The organism is Streptomyces sp. NPDC057616 (assembly GCF_042800575.1).
In the GTDB taxonomy this organism is placed as follows: domain Bacteria; phylum Actinomycetota; class Actinomycetes; order Streptomycetales; family Streptomycetaceae; genus Streptomyces.
On record NZ_JBHVGU010000033.1, the window covers coordinates 36,986 to 49,558 of the forward strand.

Here is a 12,573-nt window from a genome sequence, read left to right on the forward strand (position 1 = left end):
CCGCTCCCCGCCGAAGGGACACAGATGCGTATCGCCATCGCCGCCGACCACAACGGCTTCGCCCTCAAGACCCGGCTCCTCTCCCGGCTCACGGCCGCCGGGCACACCGTCGACGACCGGGGCAGCCACGAGGAGGGAACGGTCGACTATCCGCCGCTGTGCGCGGACGTCTGCCGGCAGGTGACCGGCGGCACCGCTGACCGCGGCATCGTCCTCGGCGGCAGCGGGCTCGGCGAGACCATCGCCTGCAACAAGCTGCGCGGCATCCGGGCCGGTCTCTGCCACGACCTGTGGAGCACCCGCATCTCGCGCGGCAACAACGACTCCAACGTGCTCGTCCTCGCCGCAAAGGTGCTCTCGCCCGAGGTTGCGGAGGAGATCGTGGAGGTGTGGCTGAACACGCCGTTCAACGGGGGTGTGCACGCTCGGCGGCTGGCGCAGATCGCGGAGCTGGAGGAGCTCGCGTCCCGGAGCTGAACAGAACGGGGAGCCGGCGGCAGAGGCTACCTGCTGACCAAAAACGGCACCTGCTGACCAGGAGGGCGCGGCCGCCACGCGGTCGCGCCCTCCTCATGTCTACGCCCGTGCCAAGAACTCCAGCACCCGATCCGGCGCCGTCTCCTCCGTCTGGTCGGCCACCGGCACGTCCCAGTACTCGGTGTCCGGCAGGCACTCCTGCAGGTACCGCGCGGCCGACGGCGCGTGCGAGGTGTCCTGGCCCGGCACGATCAGCGCCGGTACGTCCAGCCGCAGCAGATCCTCGGGCTCGGGGCCCGGCACCGTGTCGCGGTCGAACAGCAGCCGCGCCATGCCGGACACCGTCGCACGGTAGCGGGCGGGGTCGGTGCGGGCGTACGCCGCGGCGAACTCCGCGTCGCGGCGGATCACTTGGGCCCACGGGCCGACCCGGGGATCCTTGGTGAAGGCCTCCTCCGTACTCCGGGCCAGGCTCACCACCCCCTGCGGGCCGTACTCGTCGACGTGGGCGAGATGCCGTCCGAAGCGTTCGTGCTGCTTCATGCGGTACTTGACGCCGCCGGCGGGCGAGTACAGGACCATGCTCAGCACGCGCTCGGGGTGGGCCACCGCGACCGACGCCACCGTCGAGCAGCCGACGCAGCCGCCCATCAAGTGGGCCCGGGCGATGCCGAGATGGTCGAGCAGGCCGACGCCCTGGCGGACGTAGGAGTCCCAGGAGATCCGCTCCAGCCGGCCGCCGGAGCGGCCGGACTCGCGCCGGTCGAAGGTGATGCAGGTGAACTTCGCGGTCAGCCGGTCCAGCAGGCGCAGGCGCCGGTAGACGCCCACGGTGCGCCAGCTCTCCAGGCTCGAGTCGAAGCCGCCGGGCGAGAACATCAGCAAGGGCGGTCCGGAACCCGCGACTTCGTAGCGGGTGGGGATGGCGTCGATGACGGCCGTGGGCACGGTGCGTGCTCCCTTCGTGAGGCCGGGTTCAGGTCGCCGGCGGGACGGGGACACCGCCGGCGACCTGGCGTGCGGCCCGTACGTCCGCCGCGTACGCGCTGATCGCGTCGAGCGTGATCCAGGCGACGTTGGCGTAGGTCTCGGGCGGGTTGTCCAGCGCCGAGGCGGCGTAGCCGATGGCCGCGTGGGCCATGCGCATCCGGCCGTCCAGCCAGGGGCCGCCGCCGAAGCCGCCGACCACCGGGACCGAGACGGCCGCGGCGACCGCCGCGCCCACCACCGGGCCGGAGTTGGTGAAGTTCAGCAGGACCGCGCCGGCCTCCTCCAGCCGCTTGGCCTCGGCGACCATCGCGTCCTGCATCGCCACCGGCACCTGGTCGGCGGAGGAGGGGATCGCGTTGTACTCGACGCCGTAGCGCAGGGCCGTCTGCGGGGTGATGCCGAACTGAGCGAACACCGGGATCCCGGCGCGTGTGATCGCCTCGACCGCCTCGGGGAAGTCGGCGGCACCGTCGAGCTTGACCAGGTCGACCCCGGTCTCCTTGACGAAGCGGATCGCGGCCCGGACGGCGCCGGCGGTGCCCTCCTGGAGCGGGCCGAACGGGAAGTCGACGCTCACCAGGGCGCGTTCGACGCCGCGCCGCACCGCCCGGGCGACGACGACCATCTCGTCCATCGTCACCTCGAAGGGGTTGGAGTGGCCCCACAGGTTCACGCCGACGGTGTCGCCGACGGAGACCAGTTCCACTCCCGCGCGGTCCGCGATGCGGGCGATCTGGTAGTCCCAGGCGACGACGCCGACGATCTTGCGGCCCTCGTCCTTCATCCGCTGCAGGGATCGCAGCGTGACCTTGTCGGCCATGTGCCGGGCCTCCTAAACCCTGAGTGCGGTGAGCAGTTCGAAGGCGTCGCCCTCGTCGGCGGACAGCAGCAGGACGCGGGCGTACGACCGCAGCGCGGCGACCGCGTCGTCCGCCTCGAAGCCGTCGCCGAGGACCACGCCCGCGGTGGTGATGCCGCGCCGCCCGCAGATCCGGCCGATCGCGGCCGCCGCCGCCCGGCCGCCGTCCTCGGTGGCGAGGACGACGACCACGTCGGTGCCGGTGAGGACCTCCTCCAACGGGGCTGCGGTGCCGTCGAGTTCACGCAGTTGCGCGTCGCTGTCGCCGGTGTAGAAGCGGGCGTGGGCCCAGGGCCGTCCGGCCAGCCGGCGGGCGACGGCCGCGGCGCGCTCGTCCAACGCGACGACGCGGGCGGAGCGGGCCGGCCGGATCGGTACGTCGATCCGGTACCGGGACTCGCTCGCCGAGGCCGCGCGGGCGCTCTCGCTCAGCTGCAGGACGGGGGCCGTGGGCGAGGCCGGGTTCGTCTGCGCCACGGGGGTCGTCATGTCACACCGAGGCCTGGGGGACGCCGGGCGTCACCTTGACCGCGTCGCGGCAGGAGTCCAGGAAGGACTCGGCCTGCGGCAGGACGACCGCCGCCGAACGCACCTTGTGGTGCTCGGGGTTCACACCGGGCGGGGTCACGCCCTCGTCGCGCAGGGCGACGGCGGCCTTGCGCAGCTTCTGGCGGGCCTTGATGATCCCGCTGTCGGCGGGCACCAGGCGCTCCTTGCTGCGGTCGACGATCGGACCCATGCTCTCCTGGAGCGAGGCGTCCTGCATGGCGATGCCGGCCACGCCGGAGTAGGTCTCGCCGCGCCTCTGCGCCTCCCGGTCGATCAGGTAGTCGTTGTCCATGTTGGCCATCGGCCGGTAGGTGCCCGGGATGTTCTTGCTGTGCACGCCGTGGCCGTCGATCATCGCCTGCCGCTCGGTGTCGGTGAGCGGGCGCACGGGGTGGTAGTCGAAGGAGTACGTCCAGCAGTTCTCGTCGTCGATCGGCACCCAGAAGTGACCGTGCACGGGGTGGTCGCCACGCGGCGGGACCATGGTGAACGCCGGCATCACATAGGGCGTGATCCGCCAGTAGTACTTGCCCTCCTCGGCGTTGCGCCGGGCACCCACGAAGAGCCCGCCGTCGCTGTCGGCGACCTCGAAGAAGGGCTTGGTGTCGTTCATGTTGTACTCGTTGCCCTTGGCGCCCCGGAACAGCGGGTCGGTCTTCAGGCCGCCGGAGTGCAGGAAGGTGACGTGGCTGGAGTCGATGCCGCCCTCGAAGGCCTGCAGCCAGTTGCACTGCTGCCAGCGCTTGGAGGTGTAGGTCTGCTCCGGCGGGACGTGCACCCACTCGAACTCGGGCAGCGGGGGCTGGGTGGCCCGGTCGCCCATGTAGGTCCACAGCACGTCGCCGATGCGCACCAGCGGGTAGGAGGTCAGCTGCACGTTCTGGCAGAAGCTGCTGTTGTCCGACTCGGAAGGCACCTCGACGCACTGGCCGGTGACGTCGTACTTCCAGCCGTGGTACGGGCAGCGCAGGCCGGAGCCCTCGTTGCGGCCGAACCAGAGGGAGGCGCCGCGGTGGGCGCAGAACTCGTCGACCAGGCCGAAGCGTCCCTCGCTGTCGCGGAAGGCGACCATGCGCTCCGACAGGAGTTTGACGCGCACCGGCGGGCAGTCGTTCGTGGGGAGTTCCTCGGCCAGCAGGGCGGGGATCCAGTACTGCCGGAACAGCTCGCCCATCGGCGTTCCCGGGCCGGTCTGGGTGAGCAGTTCGTTGATGTCTTTCCTGAGCACAGCCGTTTCCCTTTCAGGTGCTGACCCGTGGCCGGGTCGTGGACGTCGGTGCCGGGCGGGGCGGCGCGGTCAGGGCTGCTCCGGGGGGATGTCGACGGTGAGGCCGCCGAGTTCCTGGGTGACGCGGATCTGGCACGACAGCCGGCTGGTGTCGCGGCGCTCGGCGACGGCGAGGTCGAGGAGGTCCTCCTCCATGTCGCCCGGCGGGCCGACGAGTTGCGCGAACTCCTCGCGCACCCAGACGTGGCAGGTGGCGCAGGACTGGTTGCCGCCGCACTCGGCGACGATCCCCGGCACACCGTTCTTCACCGCGGCCGTCATGACCGAGTCCCCGACCGTGGCATCGACGGTGTACTCGGGACCGTCACTGCCGACGAAGATCACCTTGGGCAAGGTCCCTGTTTCCTCTCGCGATCGGTGGATCCACTGCGGACGGGCAGGCCGTCGGGGCCACTTTCCCGGTCCGGTGGTCTGTCCATTAGACCAGATACGGAGAACGCGAAACAAGAGACGGGACGCGGGGTCACAATCGGCGGCATGCGAACGCTGATCCTTCTGCGCCACGGCGAGAGCGCGTGGAACTCCAAGAACCTGTTCACCGGCTGGATCGACGTGGACCTGACCTCGCACGGCGAGGACCAGGCCCGTGACAGCGGGCGGTCGCTGCGCGCGGCCGGGCTGCTGCCGCAGTCGGTGCACACGTCCGTCCTGACCCGCGCGGCACGCACCGCGGCCCTGGCCGTCGAGGCCGCCGGCACCGACGCCCCGATCGCCCGGCACTGGCGGCTCAACGAGCGCCACTACGGCGCCCTCCAGGGCCGCGAGAAGAGCGAGATCCTCAGGGAGTTCGGCGCAAAGCGTTTCCGGCAGTGGCGCCGCTCCTACGACCTGGCGCCACCTCCCGCCCCGGTGGACGGGACCGGGGACGCGGCGCACGACGCGCGCTACGCGGACCTGCCCCGCGAGCTGCTGCCGCGCACCGAGTCGCTGGCGGACGTCACCGCCCGCCTGCTGCCGTACTGGCACGACGCCGTCGTCCCCGATCTGCGGGCGGGCCGGACCGTGCTGGTCGTCGCGCACAGCAACTCGCTGCGGGCCCTGGTCGCCCACCTCGACCGGCTCGGCCGCGAGGAGCTGCTCGACCTCAACATCCCCACGGGCATGCCACTTCGCTACGACCTGGACGAGGACCTGGTGCCGCTGGTGCGCGGCGGACGCTACCTGGATCCGCGCGCGGCCGCCGAGGCCGCGGCGGACGTCGCCGATCAAGGGCGCAGACGACTCGGCACGACTCGTTGACGGCCCCAAGGGGTGGCCTTATGGTTCTACCAATCCACCACCTGTGAATGTCAGCACATGTCGTGCTGAACGAGCCGACCAGGAAGGGCCCGCATGGCCAAGGACGCGATCGTCAACGACACCCTGGCGGCGAAGTTCGCCACCGAGAAGGACTCCCCCTACACGCGCTGGGTGGCCGACGAGGGCCTGGACATCATCGCCGCCCACTACATACCCGACCTGCGCACCGTCGAGCTGAAGCCGTGGGAGCGGCGCGGTGGCCGGGGCGTGTTCATCAACCACGAGGCCACCCGCACCTCCAACGACTGCTACGTCTGCGAGATCCCGGCGGGCGGCAAACTCGCCCCGCAGCGGCAGCTGTTCGAGGAGATGATCCTCGTCCTGGAGGGACAGGGCTCGACCAAGGTCTGGAACGACTCCGGTGCCGAGGTCAGCTTCGAGTGGCAGGCCGGATCGATCTTCGCCATCCCGCTCAACGCCCACCACCAGCACTTCAACGGCTCCGGCCGCAAGGCGGCCCGCTTCGTCTCCTCGACGAACATGCCGCCGGTCATCAACCTCTACGGCGATCCCGACTTCGTCTTCGGCACCCCGCGGGACTTCCCGGACCGCTTCGACGGCGAGCCCGACTACTTCTCCCCCAAGGGCGAGCAGAAGGGCCTGCTGCTCGACACGAACTTCGTCGCCGACGCGGTCAACCTGCCGCTGGTCGAGGCGAAGGAGCGCGGCGCCGGCGGCGGGCACATCCGGTTCGCGATGGCCAAGGGCTCGATGAACAGCCACATTTCGCAGTTCCCGACCGCCACGTACAAGAAGGGCCACCGGCACGGCCCGGGCGCCCATGTCATCATTCTCTCCGGCGAGGGCTACAGCCTGATGTGGCCGGAGGGCGAGGAGCCCCGCCGCTACGAGTGGGGCCCTGGCACGCTGATCGTGCCGCCCAACATGTGGTTCCACCAGCACTTCAACACCGGTACCGAGCCCGGCCGTTACCTCGCCTTCAAGCACGAGGTCGTCTCCGTGCGCAACGCCCAGGGCGTGCCGAAGGCGTGGATCAGCAGGCGCATCGGCGGCGACCAGATCGACTACGCGGACGAGTCGACGTACGTGCGCGAGACCTTCCGCGAGGCGCTCGCCAAGCACGGCATGGAGCCGCGGATGGACGCGGTCTACGAGGCGGAACTGGCCACCCTGCCGCCGCTGCCGGAGCAGGCCGCCACCGTCTGACCCACGCGACGTCCATCGAGGAGCGGACTGTGCCGCACACCGAAAGACACGACCATGACGACGGGGTGCGTACGGTTCACTCGGCGTACCTCCCCGACCACGACCATCTGCACGACGACGAGGACTACGGGGCGCTGGAGGACAACCCGATCTGGCAGCAGGACAACGTCACGCTGCACAGCGTCGGCATGGACATCGGCTCCTCCGGCACCCAGGTCGTCTTCTCGCGGCTGCATCTGCGGCGTAACAGCGAGGACCTGACGAGCCGTTACCTCGTGGTGCGGCGCGAGACCCTGCACCGGTCACCGGTGGAGCTCACGCCCTACGCCGACGACGAGCACATCGACGCGCCGGTGCTCGGCGCGATCATCGACGCGGCCTACCGCGAGGCGGCCGTCGAACCGGCCGACGTGGACACCGGAGTCGTCATCCTCACCGGCGAGGCGCTGCGCCGCCGCAACGCCGAGGCCATCGCGGGCATCCTGGCCGAACGCGGCGGCGAGCTGGTCAACGCGAGCGCCGGCCACCACATGGAGGCGATGCTCGCCGCCTACGGGTCGGGCGCGGCGCAGGCGTCGTACGACAGCGGCCGGCGCATCCTGAACGTCGACATCGGCGGCGGGACCACCAAGCTCGCCGTCCTCGACGAGGGCCGGGTCGCCGCGACCGCGGCCGTGCACGTCGGCGGGCGCCTCCAGGTCGTCGACGGCTCGGGCCGCATCGTCCGGCTGGACCCGGCCGGGGGCGGGCACGCCGCCCGCGCCGGCTTCACCTGGAAGACCGGGGACACGGTCACCGGCGAGGAGCTGACGGCGGTGGCGGAGTCGATGGCGGACGCGCTGGTCGCCGCCGTCACCGAGGACGAGCCACCGGCCGTGGTCCGCGGCCTCTTCCTCACCGACCCGCTGCCGGACCTCGGCCCCATCGACGGCGTGATGTTCTCGGGCGGGGTGGCGGAGTACGTCTACGGGCGGGAGGACACCGACTTCGGCGATCTGGGCCGCCGGCTGGGGCGGGCGCTGCGCCGGCGGGTGGACTCGGGCGCGCTGCCGTACCCCCTGCTGCCCGCGGGCGAGTGCATCCGGGCCACCGCGCTCGGGGCCTCGGAGTACAGCGTCCAGCTGAGCGGCAACACGGGCTGCGTCTCGGACCCGGACGCGCTGCTGCCGCGCCGCAATCTGCAGGTCGTGCGGCCGGTGCACGAGCTCGGGGAGGTGGTGGACGCGGCGGAGGTCGAGGCCGCGATCCGCCGGCACCTGGCCGCCCTCGACGTCACGCAGACCGGCGCGGACATCGCCCTGGCGCTGTCCTGGACCGGGCTGCCGAGCCACGAGCGCCTGCTGCCCTTCGCCCGGGGCATCAGGGACGCCGTCGCCGAGCGGACGGCCGCGGGACGGCCGCTGTACGTCGTGCTGGACGGGGACGTCGCGCTGACCCTCGGCCGGCTGCTGCGCGAGGAGCTGGACGTCACCGGGGACGTACTCGTCATCGACGGCCTGAGCCTGCGCGACTTCGACTACGTCGACATCGGGAGGCTGCGTCTGCCGTCCGGCACGGTCCCGGTCACCATCAAGTCGCTCGTCTTCGGCCAGGACCCCCGCTGAGCCGCCGGGTGCCTGTCCACGGGCACCCGGCACCGTCCTGTAAATCCGCCGGACCCCGGCTCGTAACAATAAAGCAAAGCTCTGGTCCGGTGGTTAGACCATAAGACCGATCCTGCTGTTTCATGCAGGGAACCCCGACACGGTCGGACGTGATCCGCAAAGCGTTCACCGGCCGCCCGACGACTTCCCCGCCCCACCGTCGGCCGGCCCCGGTCCCCCACACTCTGTGCTCTTCCGTCCGCACCACGAGCAGTTCGCCTCGTCCAAGGAGTGTGCGATGCGTCAAGGTGCTCTCCCCGCCGGCCTGCTGGCCGCGGGTCTGGTCCTCACCGGTTGCGGTGGCTCCCCCACCACCACGAACGCGGCCGGCTCCGCTCCCGAGAAGAACCCCTACGCCCCCTACGAGTCGCTCACCGGAACCCGGCGCACGGACAAGCTGCTGGCCGACGCGAAGAGCGAGGGCGGCACGCTCGACCTCTACACCTCCAACACCGACATCCAGGACCTCGTCGACGCGTTCCAGAAGGCCTACCCCGGCATCAAGGTGCACGCCTTCCGGGCCAACTCGGAGACGGTGCTCCAGCGGGCGGTCCAGGAGAACGACGCCGACAAGCCGCAGAACGACGTCATGGACACCAACGACCTCGAACTGCGCGCCCTGGACGCCCAGCACCTGCTGCACGCCTACGAAGGACCCGCCGAGGCGAACCTGAAGGACGCGGCGAAGAACCTCGGCGGCTGGACCGCCGAGCGCTTCAACGCCTTCGTCGTCGGCTGGAACACCGACCAGGTCAAGAAGGGCGAGGAGCCCACCGACTTCGCGGACTTCGCCGACCCCAAGTGGAAGGGCAGGCTCTCCGTCGAGGTCGGCGACTGGGACTGGTACGCGTCGATGCACACGTACCTGACCGAGGAGAAGGGCATGTCCGAGGCCGAGGCGGACGCCCTGTTCAAGAAGATCGCCACCAACGTGAAGGTGGTCAAGGGCCACACCGTGCAGGGCGAACTGCTCAGCGCCGGGCAGTTCGCGGTGGCCCTCTCGGTCTACAGCCACACCGTCGACAAGGCGGCGAAGAAGGGCGCGCCGGTCGCCTGGCGCCCAGCCGTGGAGCCGGTGATCCTGCGCCCCAACGGCGTGGCCCTGATGGCCCGCGCCCGGCACCCCGCGGCCGCGCTGCTGTGGACCGACTGGGTCCTCGGCGCCGGCCAGAAGGTCATCGCCGAGTCACTGCGCATCCCCGCGGCCAAGCAGGTGCCCGGCTACAAGGACCCGATCCCGGCCGGCACCAAGACCTACAGCCTCTCGAAGACCGCCGAGACCGACACCAAGAAATGGAACACCGCCTACGACGCGCTGCTGCGCGGCGTCCCCGCGGCGGGCTGACCCGCACTCCCCCGATCGCATCTCTCCAGGAGAGCACCGCATGAGCACCCGTAACACCACCCTCGCCGTGGCCGTGCTGCTGGTCGCGGCCGTCACCACCGGATGCGGCGGTGCCGTCACCACCGCCTCCAACGCCAAGGCCAGCGGCGTCTACACGCAGATAGCCGGCCTCCCCAAGGACCAACAGCGCGCCAAGGCCGAGGAGCTGGCCAAGAAGGAGGGCAGCACGCTCTCCCTCTACACGTCGATGACCGCGGACATCGCGACGCCGGTCGCCGATGCCTTCCAGAAGAAGTATGGCATCCACGTCAGCGTCTTCCGCGGCAACTCCGAGACGGTGCTCCAGCGGGCCATGCAGGAGGCCCAGGCCGGCAAGGCCGGCGCCGACGTGGTGGAGACCAACTTCCTGGAGATGACGGCGCTCTCCGACAACAACATCCTGTCCGACTTCAACGGCTCCGCGCTGGACAAGGTCGAGCCCACCGGCAAGTTCAAGCACTGGACCGCGAGCCGCTTCAACGTCTTCCAGCCCGCCTGGAACACCGACCTCATCAAGCCCGGCCAGGAGCCGCACAGTTGGGAGGACCTGGCGCTGCCCAAGTACAAGGGCAAGATCACCCTCGAGGTCAGCGACAGCGACTGGTACGAGAACGTCACCAAGTACTGGCTGGACCACGGCAAGTCGCAGGCCGAGGTCGACAAGCTGTGGAAGGACATCGTCGCCAACTCCAAGGTGGCCAAGGGCCACACGACGATGATGCAGTTCCTCACCGCGGGCCAGACGCCCATGGAGGCGATGAACTACACGTACATCACGGACCGCGCCGCAGAGAAGGGCGCCCCCGTGACGCATCTGCCGAAGAGCGGCACGTCCTCGATCCCCGCCTTCGGCCGGCCCAACGGCGTCGGCATGATCAAGGACGCCCATCACCCGGCCGCCGCCTGGCTGTTCTACGACTGGCTGCTCACCGACGGCCAGAAGGAGCTGGTCAAGCTCGGCCTCACCCCGTCGACGAAGGTCCCCGGCGACAAGAGCCTCAACGGCATCAAGCTCGTACCGTTCGACGTCAAGGGCCTGAGCAAGGACGACGGCAGCTGGGACAAGAAGTACGACGCGCTGCTGCGCGGTGCCGCGTCCGTGGGGAAGTGACGGCCGATGACCCTCGCGACCACCACCTCACGTGACGACGGCCCCGGCCCCGCGCCGGCGCCGGAGCCACCCGAAGTCCCCCGTCCCGGCAGGCTCGTCCGGCTGCTGAAGCGCCCGCTGTCCCTGCAGGGGCTGCTGGTCGGCGGCGCCGTGATCATCGTCGGCTATCTCGCGGTCGTGCCGCTGGGCTACCTCATCCACGACACGTTCCTGAGCGCCGACGGCTCCGGCGTCTCCTTCGGCGCCTTCTCCCGGGCCTACGGCGGCAACTCGCAGTCCGGCGAGATGATGCTCAACTCGCTGTGGTTCGCGGTCGGCTCGGCCGCGCTGGCCCTCGTCCTCGGCACCGCGCTGGCGTACATCCAGGTGCGCACGGACACGCCGTTCAAGGCGCTGTTCTTCGCCGCGTCCCTGGTGCCGCTGATCGTCCCCGGCATCCTGTACGCCACCTCGTGGATCTTCCTCGGCGACCCGTCGAGCGGACTGCTCAACGCCCTGGTGTTCAAGCCCCTGTTCGGCTCCTCGCCGGTCAACATCTACAGCGTGTGGGGCATGATCTGGGTGCAGGGACTGCATCTCGCGCCGGTCGCGTTCCTGCTCATGGTCGCCGCCTTCCGCGCGATGGACCCCTCGCTGGAGGAGTCCGCCGCCATGTCGGGGGCGAGCCGGCTGACCGTGCTGCGCCGGGTCACGGTCCCGCTGCTGCGGCCGGCGATGATCTCCGCCGCACTGCTGATGTTCGTGCAGTCGCTGGAGAGCTTCGAGGTCCCGGGCCTGCTCGGGCTGCAGAACGGCATCTACGTCTTCACCAGCCGCATCTACTTCGTCCTGCGGGCCTACCCGGTCGACTACGGGGCCGCCGGGGCGTACGCCATCGGCCTGCTCGTCATCGCCGCGGCCGGTGTGCTGGTCTCGGCGTGGCTGCAGCGCTCCTCGCGCAACTTCCAGACGGTGACCGGCAAGGCCTTCCGGCCCCGCCCGGTCGAACTCGGCCGCGCCCGGCCCTTCGTGGGCGCGGGAGTGATCCTCTACTTCCTGCTCACCGTCGTCCTGCCGGTCGCCGTCCTCGTCTACGCCTCGCTGCTGAAGTACTACGCGGCGCCGACGAGCAAGACCATCGGCCAGATGACGCTGGCCAACTACCGCACGGTCCTCAACATGCCGCTGGCGTTCACGGCGCTGAAGAACTCGCTCATCGTCGGCCTCGGCGCGGCGACCGCGGTGATGATCCTGACGTCGATCGTGTCCTGGGTGGTACTGCGCACCAAGGCGCCCGGCCGCCGGGTCCTGGACCTGCTCGCCTTCACGCCCATCGTCATCCCCGGCCTGGTCCTGGGCCTCGCGCTGTCGTTCGTCTACCTGCGGATGCCGCTGCCGATCTACGGCACGCTGCTGATCCTGCTGGTGTCGTACTGCACGCGCTACCTGCCCTACGGCATGCGCTACTCGTCGTCCGCGATGGCGCAGATGTCCCCGGAGCTGGAGGAGTCGGCCGCGGTGTCGGGCGCCTCCTGGTTCCAGACCTTCCGGCGGGTGGTGCTGCCGCTGATGAGCGGCGGCATCCTGGCCGGCTGGGTCTACATCCTCGTCGTGTCCTTCCGCGAGCTGTCCAGCACGATCCTGCTCTACAGCCCCGGCAAGGAGGTGCTGTCGGTGCTGATCTGGGAGCAGTTCGAGAACGGCCAGTTCACCACGCTGGCCGCCCTGGGCGTCCTGATGGTCGTCCTGCTCGTCGTGCTGGTCTCCGTCGCCTACCGGCTGGGCGCCCGCTTCGGGCTGCAGAACGACTCCGCGAACTAACCGAAG

Annotated in this window: 12 protein-coding genes; 7 read left to right on the plus strand and 5 right to left on the minus strand. The window is 70.4% G+C overall.

Annotated elements, in window-relative coordinates; translation table 11 throughout:
* Positions 1 to 24 precede the first annotated feature (24 nt).
* Positions 25 to 477, plus strand: a complete 453-nt coding sequence (locus ACFU97_RS33635) for an RpiB/LacA/LacB family sugar-phosphate isomerase (protein WP_384264266.1) — start codon at positions 25 to 27, stop codon at positions 475 to 477.
* A 99-nt stretch (positions 478 to 576) separates the two neighbouring features.
* Here ACFU97_RS33635 and ACFU97_RS33640 read toward each other — a convergent pair whose 3' ends face one another.
* From ACFU97_RS33640 to ACFU97_RS33660, 5 genes are all read right to left on the minus strand, one after another.
* Positions 577 to 1,425 (minus strand): alpha/beta fold hydrolase, encoded by an 849-nt coding sequence (locus tag ACFU97_RS33640; protein WP_384264267.1) that lies wholly within the window; start codon positions 1,423 to 1,425, stop codon positions 577 to 579.
* 28 nt (positions 1,426 to 1,453) lie between these two features.
* The gene (locus ACFU97_RS33645) at positions 1,454 to 2,287 is read right to left on the minus strand and encodes a 3-methyl-2-oxobutanoate hydroxymethyltransferase (protein ID WP_384264268.1); all 834 of its coding nucleotides are present in this window, start codon (positions 2,285 to 2,287) and stop codon (positions 1,454 to 1,456) included.
* Positions 2,288 to 2,299: 12 nt separating this feature from the next.
* The gene (locus ACFU97_RS33650) at positions 2,300 to 2,815 is read right to left on the minus strand and encodes a 3-methyl-2-oxobutanoate hydroxymethyltransferase (protein WP_384264269.1); all 516 of its coding nucleotides are present in this window, start codon (positions 2,813 to 2,815) and stop codon (positions 2,300 to 2,302) included.
* 1 nt (position 2,816) lies between these two features.
* A complete protein-coding gene (locus ACFU97_RS33655) occupies positions 2,817 to 4,103 on the minus strand; it encodes a Rieske 2Fe-2S domain-containing protein (protein ID WP_384264270.1) in 1,287 nt (428 codons plus the stop codon).
* Positions 4,104 to 4,172: 69 nt separating this feature from the next.
* Positions 4,173 to 4,496 carry a 2Fe-2S iron-sulfur cluster-binding protein gene (locus tag ACFU97_RS33660; protein WP_384264271.1) on the minus strand — a complete coding sequence of 108 codons (324 nt, stop codon included), beginning with the start codon at positions 4,494 to 4,496 and terminating at the stop codon, positions 4,173 to 4,175.
* A 144-nt stretch (positions 4,497 to 4,640) separates the two neighbouring features.
* Here ACFU97_RS33660 and ACFU97_RS33665 point away from each other — a divergent pair, with 144 nt between their 5' ends.
* The 6 genes from ACFU97_RS33665 (at position 4,641) to ACFU97_RS33690 (ending at position 12,567) form a co-directional block, all read left to right on the plus strand.
* On the plus strand, positions 4,641 to 5,402 hold the full coding sequence (locus ACFU97_RS33665) for a 2,3-diphosphoglycerate-dependent phosphoglycerate mutase (RefSeq protein ID WP_384264272.1): 762 nt from the start codon (positions 4,641 to 4,643) through the stop codon (positions 5,400 to 5,402).
* 93 nt (positions 5,403 to 5,495) lie between these two features.
* The gene (locus tag ACFU97_RS33670) at positions 5,496 to 6,629 is read left to right on the plus strand and encodes an ethanolamine ammonia lyase-activating protein (RefSeq protein ID WP_384264274.1); all 1,134 of its coding nucleotides are present in this window, start codon (positions 5,496 to 5,498) and stop codon (positions 6,627 to 6,629) included.
* Positions 6,630 to 6,694: 65 nt separating this feature from the next.
* Positions 6,695 to 8,233, plus strand: coding sequence for an ethanolamine ammonia-lyase reactivating factor EutA (locus ACFU97_RS33675; protein WP_384264275.1), 1,539 nt, complete (start codon positions 6,695 to 6,697; stop codon positions 8,231 to 8,233).
* A gap of 277 nt (positions 8,234 to 8,510) precedes the next feature.
* A complete protein-coding gene (locus tag ACFU97_RS33680) occupies positions 8,511 to 9,617 on the plus strand; it encodes an ABC transporter substrate-binding protein (RefSeq protein ID WP_384264276.1) in 1,107 nt (368 codons plus the stop codon).
* Between the two features lie 40 nt (positions 9,618 to 9,657).
* A complete protein-coding gene (locus ACFU97_RS33685; protein ID WP_384264277.1) occupies positions 9,658 to 10,767 on the plus strand; it encodes an ABC transporter substrate-binding protein in 1,110 nt (369 codons plus the stop codon).
* Between the two features lie 6 nt (positions 10,768 to 10,773).
* Positions 10,774 to 12,567, plus strand: coding sequence for an ABC transporter permease (locus ACFU97_RS33690; protein ID WP_384264279.1), 1,794 nt, complete (start codon positions 10,774 to 10,776; stop codon positions 12,565 to 12,567).
* The last annotated feature ends 6 nt before the right edge of the window (positions 12,568 to 12,573 follow it).

Excerpts from the sequence above, each read along its gene's own strand:
- ACFU97_RS33635 (WP_384264266.1), top strand. The coding sequence starts at position 25 with ATGCGTATCGCCATCGCCGCCGACCACAACGGCTTCGCCCTCAAGACC.
- ACFU97_RS33645 (WP_384264268.1), bottom strand. The coding sequence starts at position 2,287 with ATGGCCGACAAGGTCACGCTGCGATCCCTGCAGCGGATGAAGGACGAG.
- ACFU97_RS33650 (WP_384264269.1), bottom strand. The coding sequence starts at position 2,815 with ATGACGACCCCCGTGGCGCAGACGAACCCGGCCTCGCCCACGGCCCCC.
- ACFU97_RS33665 (WP_384264272.1), top strand. The coding sequence starts at position 4,641 with ATGCGAACGCTGATCCTTCTGCGCCACGGCGAGAGCGCGTGGAACTCC.
- ACFU97_RS33670 (WP_384264274.1), top strand. The coding sequence starts at position 5,496 with ATGGCCAAGGACGCGATCGTCAACGACACCCTGGCGGCGAAGTTCGCC.
- ACFU97_RS33680 (WP_384264276.1), top strand. The coding sequence starts at position 8,511 with ATGCGTCAAGGTGCTCTCCCCGCCGGCCTGCTGGCCGCGGGTCTGGTC.
- ACFU97_RS33685 (WP_384264277.1), top strand. The coding sequence starts at position 9,658 with ATGAGCACCCGTAACACCACCCTCGCCGTGGCCGTGCTGCTGGTCGCG.
- ACFU97_RS33690 (WP_384264279.1), top strand. The coding sequence starts at position 10,774 with ATGACCCTCGCGACCACCACCTCACGTGACGACGGCCCCGGCCCCGCG.